Here is a 16,301-nt window from a genome sequence, read left to right as displayed (position 1 = left end):
CTTCAAATCGTAGGTTATTGCGCCTACACGAAAACAAACCCGCCTCCGAGCGGGTTTTTTTATGGCCGTAACAGGGAAGAGCATTGGGCTTACGGGCGTTCTGCGTCGAGGGCCACCCTTCGGGGGAAAGAGTGACGATAACCCGTCACAGTAGGCTCAGTGCTCTCCCCGTTACGGTTAATTGCAGTCCTTAGAGACAAGCCGAAGATAAGCATCGGCAACCGTAACCAATTACTCCCGAACCAGGTCAACACGAATGAATACATTCATCATTTGTGCATCCGGCCCGTCTCTCAATAAATCAGATTGCGAACTGATCTCCGGATCGGGGCTGCCGGTTATTGCTGTTAACTCCACCTGGCGAGCCGTGCCTGATTGTGAATACATTTACGCGGGTGATCTGCGCTGGTGGGATGCAAACATCGATGTTCTGCCGTCCTCCGCCTCTCGCTGGACCTGTAATTACCGGGCTCATAAACGCTATGGGCTAAATCTGTTTGATACAGATACCCGGTGGGCCTTCAACTCCGGGCAGCGCTCGATTCTGTTTGCTGCCAGCCAAGGGGCGAAAAACATCATCCTGTTAGGATTTGACTGCTCCATTAATGGCGGTAGTCACTGGCATGGTGATCACGTCGGGCTGGATAATCCTACAGCAGAGAGTGTTACGCGATGGCGCGGGGAGTTTGCCAATACCGCCAGAGCGCTGGCCGGTAAGGTGAATATCATCAACAGTAGCCGCCAGACAGCGCTTAAGTGCTTCCGGCGTCTCGGCCTCAATGAGGCTTTACGCGAGGTAGCATGATAAACGTTCCTCTATTCATTGAAGGCATGCTGGGCATGGGTGACAACATCTACCAGCGCGCTTTCGTTAAGCAGTTGCCAGCCGGTACTTATATCCGGACCGCCTGGCCCGAACTGTATGAAGATTTGCCCGTTCTGCCCGTTCGCAGTTTTACAACGCTCCGCACGCAGCGCAAAAACGAGTACCGGACGCAGGCTGCTTTTCACCTGCCGCCAGATATGCGCCAGACAAAACGGATTTTCTACGGTCCGGATCATCTACGGCGCGGTTCAATATTTGACGCGATGCGCCAGCAGTTTGGCACCGAGCCGTCAGAACTCGACTTGCCCTCTTACGGACCCGCTGAATTTACGTCTGAAAAGCCGCTCGCGGTAATTCGTCCGGCAACTGTTCGCAGCGAATGGCGCAGCGACTCCCGTAATCCTGATCCGGATTACCTGCTGCAGGCATCCCGGCTACTAAGAAAGCATTTCTGCGTAATCAGCGTGGCTGACCTGCAGGAGGGGGAGGAGTGGGCCGTTGGTGAACTTCCCGAAGCAGATCTGCGCATGCACTCCGGCCAGCTCAACTTCAAATCGCTGATGCGCTTGATTGAACATGCCGCCGTGGTGGTTACTCCGGTGGGCTGGGCGCTTCCTGCTGCTATTGCCTATAAAACGCCGGTGTACGTTGTCGCTGGTGGGCGAGGTGGTCACAACGCACCGGAAATCGTAACCGATCCGGCGATGGACCTCTCCCGGGTTGGCTGGGCAATTCCCGACAATTACTGCCGCTGTGAAGCATGGGATCACCACTGCGACAAGCGGATTTCAAATTTCTCCGATAAATTCGAGGCCTGGCTCCATGAAGTCGTTTTATCAGGAACTGGAAAGCGGGCTGGTATTTTTACCGGAGCTGGGGATCGGACGTTATCCCGTTCCGGCATCACGCCCGTATGACGAGCAGTATTTCGCAAAGTATCAGCAACTGGCCGACACCGAAACGGGCAGAGCTTTAACGCAATCCCGTATTGAGCTGGTGGAGCGCCATTTTCACGGCCCTGTTCTCGACGTTGGTATCGGTGCCGGTCAGTTCGTCTCTACCCGACCGGGAACGCTTGGGTATGACGTTAATCCGGCTGGTATTGCCTGGCTGAATGAGCGGGGCGCATTCGCAGATCTCTACGCCAATAAGTGGCGAGCATTGACGATGTGGGATGTACTTGAACACATCGACGAGCCGGAGCTGGCGGTACAGCAGGCCAGTGAATACGTGTTCGTGTCGATCCCGATTTTCACTGATGCCGGAGACATTCTCCGCTCCCATCATTTCAGAAAGAACGAGCACATCTGGTATTTCACTGATGAAGGTATCAGGCGCTGGTTTGCAGAGCAGGGCTTCGAATGCGTGGAACACAACAATATCGAGTGTGAGCTCGGGCGCAAAGATGTTGGTACTTACGCTTTCAGGCGTACTTGAGTTAACCCTCATTTTGCCCGCTTCGGCGGGCTTCTTTTTCAGGCTACGGGAATCATCCTCGACGTGCTTTGTGTTAAATCCAGCCCGATAGCCTGAACCCTACACACGGAAATCATATGTCTGATCCATTAACTGTAGCTGGTGGGTTTGCTGCCGGGACTGTGGGGGTGACGCTTGCTACCCTTTTCCCCGAAGCCACTCCCGGCGTAATGCTTTTCTCTCTCGGAGGTGCTGCGCTCTATGTGTTGACGTCTGAGCCGCACCAGATATGGAAACAGGCGATATTCGCGATTATTTCGTTTCTTGGTGGCGTCTCGTTCGCGGTGCCTATGGCGACAATTATGGCAGGCGTTATTAACTCAGCACTTAGTTTGCTGACGCCACCAGTGACCATCGAAGTTTCACCAAATATCGGCGCGCTGGTGGCCGCGTCCATTTCGGTCGCTATCCTTCTTCGCATTTTGTCCAAATCCAAAAACGGGAGCCTTCCCGGACTGGATGGGGGTGATGAATGATATGGGATTCGCTGATTCCTCACGCAAACGCGGTGGTTTGCCTGCTGATAATGTTCCGTCTGATGTTCTTCAATAAGACGGGAAAATCGTACCGGCGTGGCGTCTCATTGTTTGCGTATCTGATAATTCTGTCCGCCGGGTATACCGCATTCCGGATCATCCACGGCGATTACATGCAGGTTGACCCTGGTGAATTCATGCTGAATGCGACGGTTTGCGTTGCGGTATGGCTGGCCGGTGGGAATCTGGCAAAATTTGTGAGGGCATCGTAATGCAAACCAGTGATAAAGGGATTTCCCTGATTAAAGAGTTTGAAGGATGCAAACTTGCCGCTTACCAGGACAGCGTAGGCGTCTGGACGATTGGTTATGGGTGGACCCAGCCTGTCGATGGAAAGCCAATTCGCGCCGGGATGCTCATTAAACAGGAGACTGCAGAGCGCCTTCTGAAAACAGGGCTGGTCAGCTACGAAAATGACGTCTCGCGCCTGGTCAAAGTCGGACTGACTCAGGGCCAGTTCGATGCGCTGGTGTCGTTCACGTATAACCTCGGCGCTCGCTCCCTGTCGACATCGACCCTCCTGCGCAAACTCAACGCCGGTGATTACGCTGGCGCTGCCGACGAGTTCCTGCGCTGGAATAAAGCCGGTGGCAAAGTTCTGAATGGGCTGACCCGTCGGCGTGAGGCGGAGCGTGCTCTGTTCCTGTCGTGATTACCCTTGCTGATATTAAAGCCTCATGGCGTCTGATACTGCTGGTGGTCGTCATTGCGGTAGTCGCCGTACTGTGTGTCCTGTTGGCAAACAGCCGATCTGACGTTGCTACGCTAAAGAGTGATAATGACGTTCTGCGCAGTGACAACACCCTGCAGGGGACGGTTATCGCTGCTCAGGCTTTCAACTTCAACCGGTTTAACCAGGTGGCCGAAAACGCCAGCCGACTAAATTCACTGATTGATGCCAGCTCCGATAATACGGTTATCGAATACCGGGAGATCCTCCGCCGTGAAAAAACCTGTGATCTGCCTGTTCCTGCTGATGTCGCTGGTGGGCTGCTCAGCTACGCGAACAGTTTACGTGCCAGCGCAATGCACACCAATTCCGGGAACGCTGACGCAGCCAGTGATAGCGCCACTACCCCCAGCACGCTGACGTATTGCCAGGCTGTTCTCTGGATCAAGCCGCTGCTGGCCGCTATCGAAAAAGCGAATAACCAGCTGGCTGGGATACGTGAAATTGAGAAGGGCAGGCAATGACTATTGCCAGCATGACATTACAAAAGTCATTCACTGAGTGGCTTTGATAATGTTTTTTGAGTGAGGATTGTTCAGTATGGCTTCAATAAAAGAATCCACTGATGCCAATGGACAATCAAAATATTACGTCCACTGGAAGGATGAAAAATCCGGTCATGGACGCCGCCGCATTTTTAAGAATATTGATGATGCCGCACATCTTTTCTGGCAAAAACAGAATATCGAACTGGATTGTCGAACCGCCAGCTGGACCGGAATAGACCATTCCTGGACTTTCCGAAAGTTAATTCTGTTTTATCTGGGGTATCAGGCCGGCAAGCTGGAAAAAAATATCATACGGCTGTCGTCATATACGAAATGCCGTCACGATCTTCTCGCTGTAGACGGGCCGATACTGGGAAAAAACATTCTCCATATCAGCCATCGCGATATCGTTGATTCGGTTCGCACCGGCTGCCATCGCTGGATTCGTTCGGCTTTCTTCCTGCTGGTGGAAAAACGGCTCATCACTTTTAACCCTGTTGACCGTCCCGCGCGCCGGAAGCGTCGACCCATCACCATACCGCCATCATCATCGGTCAGGGAGCTACTGAATAACGCGCCAGTTCGTGAGCGTATCGCGTGCTGGCTCGGGATTTGTGGCCTGCGAATCGGTGAGGCTCTGGCGGTTACGTATAACGACGTTTCAGCCGACTGGATCGACATCCGGGGGCATGTTGTTGACGGCGTTATACATGAGGGGCTGAAAAGAGGAGTGGAGCGCCGGGTACGGATGCCGCGTGAGCTTTTCGCGTTGCTGGATAAAAGTAAACTCGGTACCTCTGAGCCTCTTATCTGCAACCAGTTTACCGGCGCATGCCTCGCTACCAGCTACGGCACTCAGGGCGTTCTCGTCAGAACTCTGAACGACTATGGCATTAAGCGATTCCATCATCTTCGCCACTTTGCTGTATCTCGCCTGGCAAACAAAGGCGTCGATATCCTGAAGGTTTCCCGACTTATTGGGCATTCGAACATCAAAACCACAATGGATGTTTACGGTCACCTGTTCGGTGAAGTGGTGGAGATGGATTTGGACTGAGTTATCCACATAGTGGAAATATTAGGGCGATCCACTATCTCCCCATTCTGCGCGGCCTCCGGGCATCAAATCGCAGTTTTCCCGAAAAAAAGGATATGCCGCATTTTTACCCCCTCTGATATGCCGAACTTGGCACCAGAGAGGACGCGGCCTGCACGCCAGAATTTACCGCGTGATACGCCGCACCCGGATCGGAGAAATTGGATTTTGAACAAAAAATAATCACATTGACTTAGGCGGAAGTATGGCTCCTAAAAAAAGCTTCAGAAAAGCCTACGTCGGTATCGTTATGGACATGGCATTAGCCCGTAGCAAAATCAGCAATCGGATGGTTGCTCAGCGCTTAGGTGTGGACGAGACGACGATCCGTCGCTGGCGTAAAGAGAATATCGAGTTTGAGCGCGCTTTCACTGAGGCTCGCGAAGCTCTCAGAGAAAAAATAAACCGCGTCGCCGGTAAGAGCCTGGACGTTCGTAAACGGAAGGTTGTCACCACATCGCCGGATGGTGTGAAAACCACGATTGAAGATGTGCTGCCCACGCACAACGATATTGCTGTTTTCTCAAAGGTGCTCGGTCTTGGTACCAGCGTCTATAGCGAGGAAGAACGTCAGCGTGATGTGCTTCGCGAGGTGATGAAACATAAGGTAGCCGGGAAATACTCCGCGCTGGAGGCGGCGCAGCTGCTTGAGGCTGAGGGAGTGAAAGTTCCGGCAACCCTGCTTATGGAGTTGGGGGCACCGAAAATTTTCGAACCGTTCAACAATATGGACGAGGCAGCCAAAGCCGACGCGGCGAACCTGACCCCGCAGGAAGCAGCCGATATCTACAAAAAATACCTGGGCTGAAAATTGCAAAAACAGGCGTTTCGAACCGTAAAAACGCTATGCACTTTTTGACCCGTTTTATGCACGTTTTATTCATCCCGATTTGATCACTTTTCTGTTCAAAACAGAGGCTTCACGCCATTTGCGTGATGGGTGCTGTTGCGCCAGTGCGGGTAACGACCATTATGTTAAATCGGGGCGTTTTTGAGGAATTTTTCTGTGCCGATCCCGTTCCCCTTTGACTTCCGCAAACCGGACTATACCGCCGTGTTTGAGTGGAGAATGGAGAGGCTGGAGCGGATCAGGAAAGCGCCTGAAATGCTTCCGGCACTCCGTGAGTTTTACCGCACTAACCCGGCTCAGTTCATCATCGACTGGGGTATGACGACGGACCCGCGTAACCTCGATTATGGCCTGCCTGCCACCATCCCGTTTTTGCTGTTCCCACGCCAGGAGGAATGGATTCACTGGATCATGGACAGGCGCGGAAATCGTGAAAATGGGCTCACAGAGAAAAGCCGTGAAATGGGGCTGAGCTGGACTTCTGTCGGCCTTGCCTGTTCCCTGTGTCTGTTTAACAAAGATATGGTGATTGGTTTTGGTAGCCGTAAAGAGATGTACGTCGATTCAACGAGCGACCCAAAATCACTTTTCTGGAAAGCAAGAAAATTTATCGAACTGCTCCCGGTAGAGTTTCGCGGTGGCTGGAATGAAAAAAAACACTCCAGATTCATGGAGGTGGAATTTCCAGAATCAGGGGCGATCATCAAGGGAGAGGCTGGCGATAACATTGGCCGTGGTGACCGTACCACGCTTTATTTTGTGGATGAGTCGGCATTCCTCAAACGGCCATATCTCATCGATGCTGCGCTATCACAGACCACCCGCTGCCGTATAGACCTCTCTTCGGTCAACGGCATGAATAACCCGTTTGCTAAAAAGCGCCACAGCGGAAACATCCCGGTGTTTACGTTCCACTGGCGCAGCGACCCGCGCAAGGATGACGAGTGGTACCGCAACGAATGTCTGAAAATTGATGATCCGATTATCGTTGCTCAGGAACTGGACCTGAACTACAGCGCATCAACAGAGGGGATTCTCATTCCTTCTGAATGGGTGCAGGCTGCCGTCGACGCGCATATCAAACTGGGTATTCAGCCCAGCGGCCAGCGCCTCGGCGCAATGGATATCGCGGACGAAGGGAAAGACAAAAACGGCTTTTCTTGCCGCTATGGCTTCCTTCTGCAGAACGTTCACGAATGGTCTGGCATTGGGAGCGACATCTACGCTTCTGTCGTTAAATCGTTTGGGTATTGTGACGATTACGGTCTGGATGAGTTCCGTTTCGATGAGGACGGTCTGGGTGCTGGTGCGCGTGGCGATGCTCGCGTGATAAACGAGCTCAGGCAGGCTGAAGGCCGGGGAACAATCACAGCTACACCTTTCCGTGGTAGCGGTAGCGTATTCGATCCGGAAGATGAAGCCGTTCCTGGTGATAACGGTAAAGCGGCGCGCCTGAATAAAGACTTCTTCGCGAACGCGAAAGCACAGAGCTGGTGGCATCTTCGCAAGCTGTTTCGTAACACCTTCCGCGCGCTGAACGGGATGGACTACAACCCCGACGAAATCATTTCGATAAGCAGCGAGATAGAAAATATTGACCGCCTGCTGATGGAGCTTTCACAGCCTACATGGTCGAAAAACGCCGTCGGTAAAATCCTCGTGGATAAACAGCCGGAAGGCACAAAATCGCCGAACCTTGCAGACGCCGTAATGATTAATTACGCGCCGATGGATTCCTCTCTTGATACTTGGGCCAAACTGGCCGGAGCGTGACATGTCCCGAAAGAAACGCCAGAACGGCGCACAGCAGCCCGTTAGGACATCTGACGGGTACAACAATTTCACGGCCAAACTTGGCAGCGACACCAGAAACATCCAGACGGGCGGAATGTACATGCCGGGGTACATCAGCCGTAACAGGGTGATGCTGGAGTTTGCGTATCGTTCATCGTTCCTCGTGGGGGCCGGTGTGGATGCGATGGCCGATGATATGACCCGCAAGGGCATTAACATCAGCTCAAAGCTGAAACCCGGCCAAAAAGGCAAGCTCGAAACCTTCTGGGATGAGCTCGCTATATGGGATGGGCTTAACGATAACCTCAAATGGTCCCGACTGTATGGTGGCGCGGTGCTGGTGGTCCTGCTTGAAGGGCAGGATATGTCCTCCCCACTGAAACTGGATCGTATTAAAGAGGGGCAGTTTAAGGGCGTGATGAGCCTTGACCGCTGGATGGTTAACCCGAGTTATTACGATCTCGTTACTGATTACGGTCCCGATTTTGGGAAACCGAAATATTACAAGGTAATCACGAACCAGCAGGGGATCCCCCCCTGGAAGATCCACCATAGCCGCGTTATCCGCATGGAGGGTGATACGCTACCTTTCCAGCAGGCCCAGACGGAAAACGGCTGGGGGATGTCTGTTGTGGAGCGTATTTTCGAGCGTATCGAGGCGTTCGATACTGCAACGGTCGGCACCACACAGCTGATCCACAAAGCACATCTGCGAACCTACAGCATTGAAAAGCTTCGTGACATCCTTGCCAAAGGCGGTGATCTGGAAAAGTCGCTGATGAAGCACATGGACATGATTCGTGAGTTTCAGACCATCGAAGGCATGACCATGATGGACTCAAGGGATAAATTCGAGACTCACAGCTATACGTTCGCCGGTATCGCGGATGTCCTCCTGCGCTTCGCTGAGCAGGTTTCTGGCGCGACGGGAATTCCTCTTGTCCGTCTGTTCGGGCAGTCCCCTGCAGGTTTCAATACCGGCGACGGCGATCTGGAAAACTACTACAGCCGGGTTAACTCGCTGCAGGAGAGACGCTTACGCCGCCATATCCGCTGGCTGCTCGATATCTCCTGGCGTTCTCTGTTCGGTGAGCCACTGCCTGACGATTTTACTTTCGAGTTTAACAAGCTCTGGGAGATGTCAGACGTGGACCGTGCAACGATGGCGAACAATGTGGTTACTGCACTCGGTACCGCCGTTCGTGACCTCGGAATGCCTCCGGCAGCCGCGCTTAACGACCTCAGGAACATTTCTGATGTGATTGGGATCGGTGGTTCTATCACTGACGAGGACATAGAAGATGCGAAGGCCCAGTGGGAGGAGGATGAACCTGAAACCATCCCTCCGCCGCCGTTCGGAGATCCAGTATCGAAAAAGCATGTTGGCGATAGCAAACCAGATAGGGCAGATCGTCGATGGTACCTACGATGGTTCACAGGCCAGCGCTGACAGCATTTCGAAAACGCTGGTGGACTATTCCGAGGTAATCAGCGACTGGGCAGAGCAGGTCGGGCGAAGGATGTTTGCCCAGGTCGAGCAGGAGGAATGGAACCTGTGGAAATCGGTATCAGAGGAAATTGGCGCTGGCCTGCGCGATGTGGTGGGTAATACCCCTGTCGGGCAGGTGGCGCAGGATATCGTATACCGCCAGATTCAGCTGATGAAGTCCCTGCCGCTGGAAGCCGCCGATCGCGTGATGGACATACAACAGCGCGCAATGCAGGCGGTTATCAGTGGCGAACGTCCGGACGAGCTCTACGAGATGATCATGGCCTCCGGTGACGTGGCCGCCAGCAGGGCGCAGCTGATTGCCCGTACAGAGATTGGACGTGCTACCGGCGCGCTGACGCAGGCCAGAGCCCTTTCGGTTGGCTCAGAGGGCTACTGGTGGCGTATTGAGGGGGCCGGAACGCGGGATTCTCACCGCAAGATGAAAGATAAATTTGTGCGCTGGGATAACCCGCCGACGCTGGACGGTATGACCGGACACGCCGGATGTTTGCCGAACTGCAAATGCTGGCCTGAAGTACAGATTCCAGCACCGAGAAAATGAAAAATACGGCTTTGAGCATTCATTTCATGCGAACTGCAATACCTGCGAAATGTTATGAAAATGTTGTATTCGAAAAGGCCGATTTTCAGCCCAGTTAATCGCTACTTTTACGGCTTTAAGGGGACATTTTAATCCAGTCCATTTTCGTCGGTGCGGGTAAGAACCCTTATGTTAAATAGCCCGTTATTTCGAACATTTTTCCCATCTCACAAGGTCGCCTCCGGGCGGCCTTTTTGTTGCCCGTAATCGAGCAGGTAACCCATGAAATATTTCTTCACTACACGCCTGGGAGAAACGCGCTATCTGCAGGCGGACGGCTCTCTGCTGTGTAAAGACGTGCCGATCGCACGCACAGGGACGCAGGTCTATTTACCTGAGGAAATCGACCTCGAACCGGACGGCACCGGCACGGTGACGGTCTGGCGAACGGAAGACGAGGTGTTTTCCCCGGAGACGATGGCGAGCTTTGAGGGCGTAGCCGTCACGCTGGGGCATCCAGAGGACAGTCTGGGCAACATCGTTTTCGTAAACCCCTCTAACTTCGCAGAGCTGGCACACGGACACATTCAGAACGTCCGGCGCGGCACCGGCGATAAATCGGATCTGCTCATTGCTGACGTACTGATTAAACGGCAGGAAGCAATCGACGCGGTGAATTCTGGCCTGACCGATGTCAGCTGTGGCTATGACGCGCAGTACAAGCAGCTGGCCCCCGGTAAGGGCAAGCAATACCAAATCACAGGTAACCACCTCGCTGTCGGCATCGACCGGGGGCGTGCTGGTGGCCGCTGTGCAATCGGGGATTCCATCCCATCAACAACAAAGGAGAAGCCTGTAATGTCATGGCTTAAAAAACTGGCTCAGGCCATTAAAACGAAAGATGAGGATGCACTGGCAAAACTCATCGACGAAGCGCCGGATATGCCGTCTGATGGCATGCCTTCAATCCCCGGTTCCTCTATCACCATCAACATTCCTTCACAGGCCACCGCGTTGCCTGAAGGCAATCGCACCACCACCACGGACGAAGGCGATCCGAACAAAGACAAAACCGGCACGGGTGATGAAGAAATTCCAGCCTGGGCGAAAGCGTTGCTGGCTCGTCTGGAAAAGCTGGAGGGTAAAACCACCGATAACGATCCGGACCCCGGCAACATGACCACCGACGAAGACGAAGAAGAAAACCGGAAAGTGACGGGCGACGCAGCCTTTAAGCGCAACCTGATCGCCGACGCGGAAATTATTTGCCCTGGCTTCCAGCCTGCTGGCGATAAGAGCCTGAAACGTCAGGTGCTGAATCACGCAATGCGCACCGGTGACAGCCTGAAATCGTTCGGTGTGGATGATTTCTACAAAGCGCCTAAGGCAACGGTCGACGCGGTGTTTACTGCCGCTGTGGCGCTGCATAAGGCGAAAAATCAGCTGGTCCCGCTGAATAACATCACCCGCACCACGGACAGCGGAATCAGCACTAAACACCTTTCCCCGGCAGAACTGAACAAAGTCAATGCCGAATTCTGGGCAAAAAACAAATAAGGTAAATCATCATGGCAGGTACTGCATATTTAACGCGCATGCCCCTGGGCATTGCCGGGGGCGTTACCCGTCCTCGTGATCTCACCATTGAGCCGGTCAACCTGGACCACTCGAAGCAATTCGCCTCCTACGGGCTGCCGGGTAAATACGTGAACGATAAATTCGTTCCGCTGGAGTCCGGCGACACCATCAACAAAGTGAAAGGGATTCTGGTTCGTCCGTTCCCGATTACCTCTGCTCTGGACCTTGCTTACATCGGTGTGACGGCTAATCAGGTTGGTGACAACCTTAAACGCGGTTACATCTGCGTAACTGCTACCGCAGGCAACGCGGCGACCGCGAAAAAAGGCGATCCGGTTTACGTTCGCGTGGCTGGTGGTACCACTCAAAGCCCGGTTGGCTCCTTTGTGCTGTCGCCGGACTCTACCGCATCAAATACACCTCAGCTGCCAAATGCAGAGGTCATGGGGCCGGGTGAAGCCGATGGCCGTATTGAAATCGCTTATAACATCTGAGGGAATAAGTAATGTTTACATTTGACAGAGCGACCATCGACTCCACCGGCGCGTTTCTCATCGGCGAGCTGGAGCGTATGGATCAGGCACTAAACATGCCTTTGGTGTCCTACAAATGGTCACGCGACATGCCGCTGCGCAGCGACATTTCTATCGCCGATGAAGTGTCATCCTTCACTAATACCAGTTTCGTCGGTGTAGGTGGTCCAAACCCTAACGGTAAAAACTGGATCGGTAAAAAAGCCACAGCCATTCCTGGTATCGAGATCGATATTCAGCCTACCCGTAATAACCTCACCCTGTGGGGCCAGGAAATCAGCTGGACGGTACCGGAGCTTATTTCTGCCCAGAAGCTGGGCCGACCGGTTGATGTCCAGAAATACGAAGGCATGAAGCTGAAATGGAACATGGACACCGATGAACAGGTTTATATTGGTGATAGCGAACTCGGCGTTGCTGGCCTTCTAAACCTGCCGGATGTTACTCCTGTTGCTGCAGCTGCAGCGTGGACCGCAACCACCGATCCGGATGTGATTGTCCAGGATATCAACCTGGTGCTGTCTGATGGCTGGGTTCGTTCTGGTTATGCAGTTTGCCCGGCGAAAATCGGCCTGGCTCCGGAACTGTTCGGCCTGCTGGCGAGCAAAAAGGTTTCCTCTGCAGGGAATATCTCCGTGCTCGAATACGTGAAGATTAACACCATCGCGTTTCAGGAAAACGGCACACCACTGGAGATCGTCTCCATGAAGTGGGCCTCCAAGCGTGGCGCTGGTGGCGCGCATCGTATCGTTGCTTACACCCAGGACGAAAAATACGTTCGCTTCCCAATGGTCCCTCTGCTGAACACGCCGCTGGAATATCGCGGCCTGCAGCAGTTGACCACTTACTACGGCAAGCTGGGCCAGGTGGAAACCCCGTATTCCAATACGATCTCTTACCTGGACGTTCCGGCGTCTTAACCTGAAACAGGCGGGGAAACCCGCCTTTTTTTATGGAGCAAAAACATGAAATACGTTGTTTCCGGTGGCGCTACTCTCAGCTTTGCCGACGGTTCTAAATTTGAGCTGTCTCAGGGCATCCACGACAGTTCCTCTTTCCCGAAAGAAGTTAAGGACCACTGGGCCTTTAAAGCCTATGCGCGCCCGATTGACGAAGCCGACCTGGCGAACGAGCAGAGCAATGAAGACCTTTCCGCGAGCCTTGTTCTCCTGGCAGAAGAAAATAACACCCTGAAAGCGCAGCTGGCTGAGCATGAAAAAACCATCACAGCGCTGGGGAATGAAAACACAGACCTGAAAGCGCAGCTGGCAGCCGCTCAGGCACCAGCAGGCGGTAAACCTGCCGACAGCGCGGACAAAACCGATAACACCGGCGGGGACGCGAAAAATGCCAAAAAACAGCAGGCTTCCGACTAACGAGCAGTTCCGCACCGACTTTCCCGAGTTCGCCGATACAACCCGCTACCCTGACCCCTCAGTGAATTTCTATCTGGGGCAGGCCGATTCGATTCTGAATCAGGACGTACAGGGCGATCAGTTCGTCTACCTGGCCGAACTATTCACGGCTCACTATACGGAGCTGCGCGGCCGCACGCTGGCCGCCGCTGCCGCTGGTGGTGTGAACAGCAACGGCGCAGCAGGTGTCGTGTCCTCTAAATCAGTGGATAAGGTTTCAGTGAGCTATGACGTGTCCGGAGTAATCAATCCGGATGCCGGTTTCTGGAACAGCACCGCCTACGGGCGCGAGTTCTACTGGTGGTGGTCGATGTTCGGTGCTGGTGGCAGGCAGCTGCTATGAAAAGCGGGTTAACGGTTCGTGCTGATAACGCCGTGGCTGTTCTGGAATCCCTCCGCCAGCTATCCGGAATGGACGTGCTGGTGGGAATACCTGAGGACAAGGCAGGGCGTGAGGATGGCTCTCCGATTAATAACGCGGAACTGGGCTACCTCCACTCGACTGGCGCAACGGTGGAAATCGACGGTACAACGGTCACGCTCCCCCCGCGTCCTTTTCTGGATATGGGGATCGAGGATTCAAAACCCCGAACCACTGCACACCTCAAGGCAGCGGCAACCGCCGCGCTGGAGGGGCAGACTGAAGCAGCAGTGCGTGAGCTGGAAAGCGCCGGACAGATTGCCCGTGACGCTGCAAAAGCCGTTATTGGTGCTGGTGACCGGCTGCACCCACTTTCTGAGAAAACCCTCGAACGCAGACGGGCCGAGGGCATTCCCGGCGACAAGCCGCTGTATGCCCACGGTTACCTGCTGCGCTCAATTAACTACGTTGTGAGGAAAAAATAATGCCTCTTCTCGATGTGAGCGATGTTCTTCTCGATCCCGACTTCATGGACACCAGTCTGGTTTGTCACCGACAGGTTCAGACGGTGGATGAGGACAATTTCACGAAAAACACAGCTCAAGATATCCCGTTCTCTGGCGTGGTGACGGTCGACCGTTCTCTGGAAGCCAGGCGAATGGCGGCAGGCCAGAACATTAGCGGCGCTATCCTCATCGTGACGCAGTTCAGATTAACCCAGGGCCAGCCCGGTACAGACAGCGCCCCGCGACTTGATGCCGATATCGTGAGCTATAACGGGCGTGCTTACCGGGTGACATTTGTCGATCCGTACACCAGTTACGGAGCCGGATTCGTCCAGGCGCATTGTGAGCTGGTGGACTTTAACGGAGGGACGCCAGTTGAGTAACGACAGCACCGCGCGCGGTTATCTGACGCCTGTCGGGGATAGCCCCCAGTATGACGAGGCGCTGGAGCGTGAAATCAGCCGGTGGATTCGTGGCGTTTCTGGCTTGCCGGCCGCGCTTGTTTTCCCCCGATGGACTGACCCGCAGCCGCAGATCCCAAACAACGGGGTGACGTGGTGCGCCTTCGGTATCACTACCGTTCCCCAGCCGTTAAGCCAGTCCGATGTTCAGGTTTCGGAAGAACAGTCCGAGCAATGGACATGGGAACAGGTAACGGTGATTTGCTGCTTCTATGGCCCTCTGGGGGCCAACACTGCATCAACTTTCCGCGCGGGGATATTCGTTGAGCAAAACAACGCCGAACTGAATCGCTCGGGGCTTTCGCTGGTGGAGGCCGGGACTATCTACAACCTGCCAGAACTTATTAACAACCAGTGGGTGAGACGCTACGACCTCACCATCACGCTGTCCCGCAAAAACATTCGTACCTACAACGTCCGGACGCTGCAAGATGCGCCCGTCTCATTTTTCGGAGACTAAATTATGCCGCAGGGATTACCTGTATCGAACGTCGTTAATGTCGACGTGATCATTGGGCCGCGTGCGGCTACTGGTCGAAACTTTGGTTCGCTGCTAATTCTCGGGAGCTCTACAGTTATCCCGGTTTCTGAGCGCATTCGCCTCTACTCATCCCCGGAAGATATCGGCACAGATTTCGGCGTGGATAGCCCGGAATATGAAGCCGCTACGGTGTATTTCTCGCAATCACCGAAACCTCAGCAGGTGTATGTCGGTCGCTGGGCTAAAACGCTGGTATCGGCTGAAAGTGGTTCGACGGAAACGCTGCTGCAGGCCGTTAACGCCGTTCTGAATTACACGAACTGGTACGGTCTGGCCGTTGCTGACGATGAAGATATCGACGATGCCGACTGGCTGAGCGTGGCCGCTGCGATCGAGGCCTCCAGTCTCAGCCGAATTCTGGCAATTACCACTGCAGATCCTGAGACAGTAAACGCGACCTCCACTACCGATCTGGCTTATAAGCTGAAGGCGGCAAAATACGCTCGCACGTTTGTGCAGTATTCCACCAGCAGCAAGTACGCCGCACTGTCTGCATTTGGCCGCGCGTTTACGGTGAATTTCAACGGCAGTAACACCACCATTACCCTGAAGTTCAAACAGGAGCCGGGGATCACGTATGAAACCCTGACCACCAATCAGGCGGCGGCGCTGGATGCCAAGAACTGCAACGTATTTGTGTACTACCAGAACGATACAGCCATCCTGCAGCAGGGCGTCATGTCCAGCGGTGATTTCTTCGACGAACGCCACGGGCTCGACTGGCTGCAGAACTACGTTCAGACCAACCTGTACAACCTGCTCTACACCAGCACAACCAAAGTCCCACAGACCGATGCTGGCGTTACGCGTCTGCTTTCCAATGTTGAACAGTCGATGGATCAGTCAGTCACGAACGGGCTGGTGGCTGCTGGCGTATGGAACGGTGGCCCGATTGGGCAGCTGGATTCCGGCGACACGCTGACAAAAGGCTATTACGTCTACGCGCAGCCGATTTCAGAGCAGGCGCAGGCAGACCGTGAAGCACGTAAGGCACCGGTTATTCAGGTGGCCTGTAAGCTGGCTGGCGCGGTTCATTTCGCTGATGTTCAGATCAACGTCGTTCGCTAAGGAGAACAT

General features: G+C 54.0%; 21 protein-coding genes. All 21 read left to right on the top strand.

Annotation, left to right across the window (positions count from 1 at the left end; translation table 11 throughout):
* The first annotated feature begins 256 nt into the window (after positions 1 to 256).
* The 21 genes from L350_RS07925 (at position 257) to L350_RS08025 (ending at position 16,292) form a co-directional block, all read left to right on the top strand.
* Positions 257 to 805 (top strand): motility associated factor glycosyltransferase family protein, encoded by a 549-nt coding sequence (locus L350_RS07925; protein WP_032625764.1) that lies wholly within the window; start codon positions 257 to 259, stop codon positions 803 to 805.
* Complete coding sequence (locus L350_RS23420; protein ID WP_071993632.1) at positions 802 to 1,743, top strand: hypothetical protein; 942 nt, start codon at positions 802 to 804, stop codon at positions 1,741 to 1,743. Before L350_RS07925 ends, L350_RS23420 begins: the two co-directional genes overlap by 4 nt.
* On the top strand, positions 1,649 to 2,263 hold the full coding sequence (locus tag L350_RS07935; protein ID WP_032625759.1) for a methyltransferase domain-containing protein: 615 nt from the start codon (positions 1,649 to 1,651) through the stop codon (positions 2,261 to 2,263). The genes L350_RS23420 and L350_RS07935 overlap by 95 nt, the downstream gene beginning before the upstream one ends.
* A 116-nt stretch (positions 2,264 to 2,379) precedes the next feature.
* Entirely contained in the window at positions 2,380 to 2,778 is a 399-nt protein-coding gene (locus L350_RS07940; protein ID WP_032625756.1) for a putative holin, read from the top strand.
* A complete protein-coding gene (locus L350_RS07945) occupies positions 2,775 to 3,050 on the top strand; it encodes a phage holin family protein (protein WP_032625754.1) in 276 nt (91 codons plus the stop codon). The genes L350_RS07940 and L350_RS07945 overlap by 4 nt, the downstream gene beginning before the upstream one ends.
* On the top strand, positions 3,050 to 3,490 hold the full coding sequence (locus tag L350_RS07950; RefSeq protein ID WP_032625751.1) for a lysozyme: 441 nt from the start codon (positions 3,050 to 3,052) through the stop codon (positions 3,488 to 3,490). Before L350_RS07945 ends, L350_RS07950 begins: the two co-directional genes overlap by 1 nt.
* Positions 3,487 to 4,032: a hypothetical protein gene (locus L350_RS07955; RefSeq protein WP_050595079.1), complete on the top strand. Its 546-nt coding sequence runs from the start codon at positions 3,487 to 3,489 to the stop codon at positions 4,030 to 4,032. Before L350_RS07950 ends, L350_RS07955 begins: the two co-directional genes overlap by 4 nt.
* A gap of 76 nt (positions 4,033 to 4,108) precedes the next feature.
* Positions 4,109 to 5,113, top strand: coding sequence for a tyrosine-type recombinase/integrase (locus tag L350_RS07960; RefSeq protein WP_032625749.1), 1,005 nt, complete (start codon positions 4,109 to 4,111; stop codon positions 5,111 to 5,113).
* Positions 5,114 to 5,357: 244 nt separating this feature from the next.
* Positions 5,358 to 5,960: a hypothetical protein gene (locus L350_RS07965; RefSeq protein ID WP_032625746.1), complete on the top strand. Its 603-nt coding sequence runs from the start codon at positions 5,358 to 5,360 to the stop codon at positions 5,958 to 5,960.
* 198 nt (positions 5,961 to 6,158) lie between these two features.
* Positions 6,159 to 7,775 (top strand): terminase large subunit, encoded by a 1,617-nt coding sequence (locus L350_RS07970; RefSeq protein ID WP_032625744.1) that lies wholly within the window; start codon positions 6,159 to 6,161, stop codon positions 7,773 to 7,775.
* Between the two features lies 1 nt (position 7,776).
* Positions 7,777 to 9,246: a DUF1073 domain-containing protein gene (locus L350_RS07975; RefSeq protein ID WP_032625742.1), complete on the top strand. Its 1,470-nt coding sequence runs from the start codon at positions 7,777 to 7,779 to the stop codon at positions 9,244 to 9,246.
* 70 nt (positions 9,247 to 9,316) lie between these two features.
* Positions 9,317 to 9,850, top strand: coding sequence for a phage head morphogenesis protein (locus tag L350_RS07980; protein ID WP_032625740.1), 534 nt, complete (start codon positions 9,317 to 9,319; stop codon positions 9,848 to 9,850).
* A gap of 261 nt (positions 9,851 to 10,111) precedes the next feature.
* Positions 10,112 to 11,386, top strand: a complete 1,275-nt coding sequence (locus L350_RS07985; RefSeq protein WP_032625738.1) for a DUF2213 domain-containing protein — start codon at positions 10,112 to 10,114, stop codon at positions 11,384 to 11,386.
* Between the two features lie 11 nt (positions 11,387 to 11,397).
* Positions 11,398 to 11,901: a structural cement protein Gp24 gene (locus tag L350_RS07990; RefSeq protein ID WP_032625735.1), complete on the top strand. Its 504-nt coding sequence runs from the start codon at positions 11,398 to 11,400 to the stop codon at positions 11,899 to 11,901.
* 11 nt (positions 11,902 to 11,912) lie between these two features.
* Positions 11,913 to 12,860: a DUF2184 domain-containing protein gene (locus L350_RS07995; RefSeq protein ID WP_032625733.1), complete on the top strand. Its 948-nt coding sequence runs from the start codon at positions 11,913 to 11,915 to the stop codon at positions 12,858 to 12,860.
* A 45-nt stretch (positions 12,861 to 12,905) separates the two neighbouring features.
* Complete coding sequence (locus L350_RS08000; protein ID WP_032625729.1) at positions 12,906 to 13,316, top strand: STY1053 family phage-associated protein; 411 nt, start codon at positions 12,906 to 12,908, stop codon at positions 13,314 to 13,316.
* Positions 13,288 to 13,698, top strand: coding sequence for a DUF4054 domain-containing protein (locus tag L350_RS08005; protein ID WP_032625727.1), 411 nt, complete (start codon positions 13,288 to 13,290; stop codon positions 13,696 to 13,698). Before L350_RS08000 ends, L350_RS08005 begins: the two co-directional genes overlap by 29 nt.
* Complete coding sequence (locus tag L350_RS08010; RefSeq protein WP_023150226.1) at positions 13,695 to 14,201, top strand: hypothetical protein; 507 nt, start codon at positions 13,695 to 13,697, stop codon at positions 14,199 to 14,201. The genes L350_RS08005 and L350_RS08010 overlap by 4 nt, the downstream gene beginning before the upstream one ends.
* The gene (locus L350_RS08015; protein ID WP_032625723.1) at positions 14,201 to 14,605 is read left to right on the top strand and encodes a hypothetical protein; all 405 of its coding nucleotides are present in this window, start codon (positions 14,201 to 14,203) and stop codon (positions 14,603 to 14,605) included. The genes L350_RS08010 and L350_RS08015 overlap by 1 nt, the downstream gene beginning before the upstream one ends.
* The gene (locus tag L350_RS08020; protein WP_023150228.1) at positions 14,598 to 15,143 is read left to right on the top strand and encodes a phage neck terminator protein; all 546 of its coding nucleotides are present in this window, start codon (positions 14,598 to 14,600) and stop codon (positions 15,141 to 15,143) included. The genes L350_RS08015 and L350_RS08020 overlap by 8 nt, the downstream gene beginning before the upstream one ends.
* A gap of 3 nt (positions 15,144 to 15,146) precedes the next feature.
* The gene (locus tag L350_RS08025) at positions 15,147 to 16,292 is read left to right on the top strand and encodes a DUF3383 family protein (protein ID WP_032625720.1); all 1,146 of its coding nucleotides are present in this window, start codon (positions 15,147 to 15,149) and stop codon (positions 16,290 to 16,292) included.
* Positions 16,293 to 16,301: the final 9 nt, after the last annotated feature.

This window comes from Enterobacter sp. MGH 4, from assembly GCF_000534735.1.
GTDB lineage: Bacteria > Pseudomonadota > Gammaproteobacteria > Enterobacterales > Enterobacteriaceae > Enterobacter > Enterobacter intestinihominis.
This window is presented reverse-complemented; position numbering and strand designations above follow the sequence as displayed.

Bases quoted from the DNA above. Each gene is read 5' to 3' on its own strand.
- L350_RS07925 (WP_032625764.1), top strand. From the start codon at position 257: ATGAATACATTCATCATTTGTGCATCCGGCCCGTCTCTCAATAAATCA.
- L350_RS23420 (WP_071993632.1), top strand. From the start codon at position 802: ATGATAAACGTTCCTCTATTCATTGAAGGCATGCTGGGCATGGGTGAC.
- L350_RS07935 (WP_032625759.1), top strand. From the start codon at position 1,649: ATGAAGTCGTTTTATCAGGAACTGGAAAGCGGGCTGGTATTTTTACCG.
- L350_RS07940 (WP_032625756.1), top strand. From the start codon at position 2,380: ATGTCTGATCCATTAACTGTAGCTGGTGGGTTTGCTGCCGGGACTGTG.
- L350_RS07945 (WP_032625754.1), top strand. From the start codon at position 2,775: ATGATATGGGATTCGCTGATTCCTCACGCAAACGCGGTGGTTTGCCTG.
- L350_RS07950 (WP_032625751.1), top strand. From the start codon at position 3,050: ATGCAAACCAGTGATAAAGGGATTTCCCTGATTAAAGAGTTTGAAGGA.
- L350_RS07960 (WP_032625749.1), top strand. From the start codon at position 4,109: ATGGCTTCAATAAAAGAATCCACTGATGCCAATGGACAATCAAAATAT.
- L350_RS07965 (WP_032625746.1), top strand. From the start codon at position 5,358: ATGGCTCCTAAAAAAAGCTTCAGAAAAGCCTACGTCGGTATCGTTATG.
- L350_RS07975 (WP_032625742.1), top strand. From the start codon at position 7,777: ATGTCCCGAAAGAAACGCCAGAACGGCGCACAGCAGCCCGTTAGGACA.
- L350_RS07980 (WP_032625740.1), top strand. From the start codon at position 9,317: ATGTTTGCCCAGGTCGAGCAGGAGGAATGGAACCTGTGGAAATCGGTA.
- L350_RS07985 (WP_032625738.1), top strand. From the start codon at position 10,112: ATGAAATATTTCTTCACTACACGCCTGGGAGAAACGCGCTATCTGCAG.
- L350_RS07990 (WP_032625735.1), top strand. From the start codon at position 11,398: ATGGCAGGTACTGCATATTTAACGCGCATGCCCCTGGGCATTGCCGGG.
- L350_RS07995 (WP_032625733.1), top strand. From the start codon at position 11,913: ATGTTTACATTTGACAGAGCGACCATCGACTCCACCGGCGCGTTTCTC.
- L350_RS08000 (WP_032625729.1), top strand. From the start codon at position 12,906: ATGAAATACGTTGTTTCCGGTGGCGCTACTCTCAGCTTTGCCGACGGT.
- L350_RS08005 (WP_032625727.1), top strand. From the start codon at position 13,288: ATGCCAAAAAACAGCAGGCTTCCGACTAACGAGCAGTTCCGCACCGAC.
- L350_RS08010 (WP_023150226.1), top strand. From the start codon at position 13,695: ATGAAAAGCGGGTTAACGGTTCGTGCTGATAACGCCGTGGCTGTTCTG.
- L350_RS08015 (WP_032625723.1), top strand. From the start codon at position 14,201: ATGCCTCTTCTCGATGTGAGCGATGTTCTTCTCGATCCCGACTTCATG.
- L350_RS08025 (WP_032625720.1), top strand. From the start codon at position 15,147: ATGCCGCAGGGATTACCTGTATCGAACGTCGTTAATGTCGACGTGATC.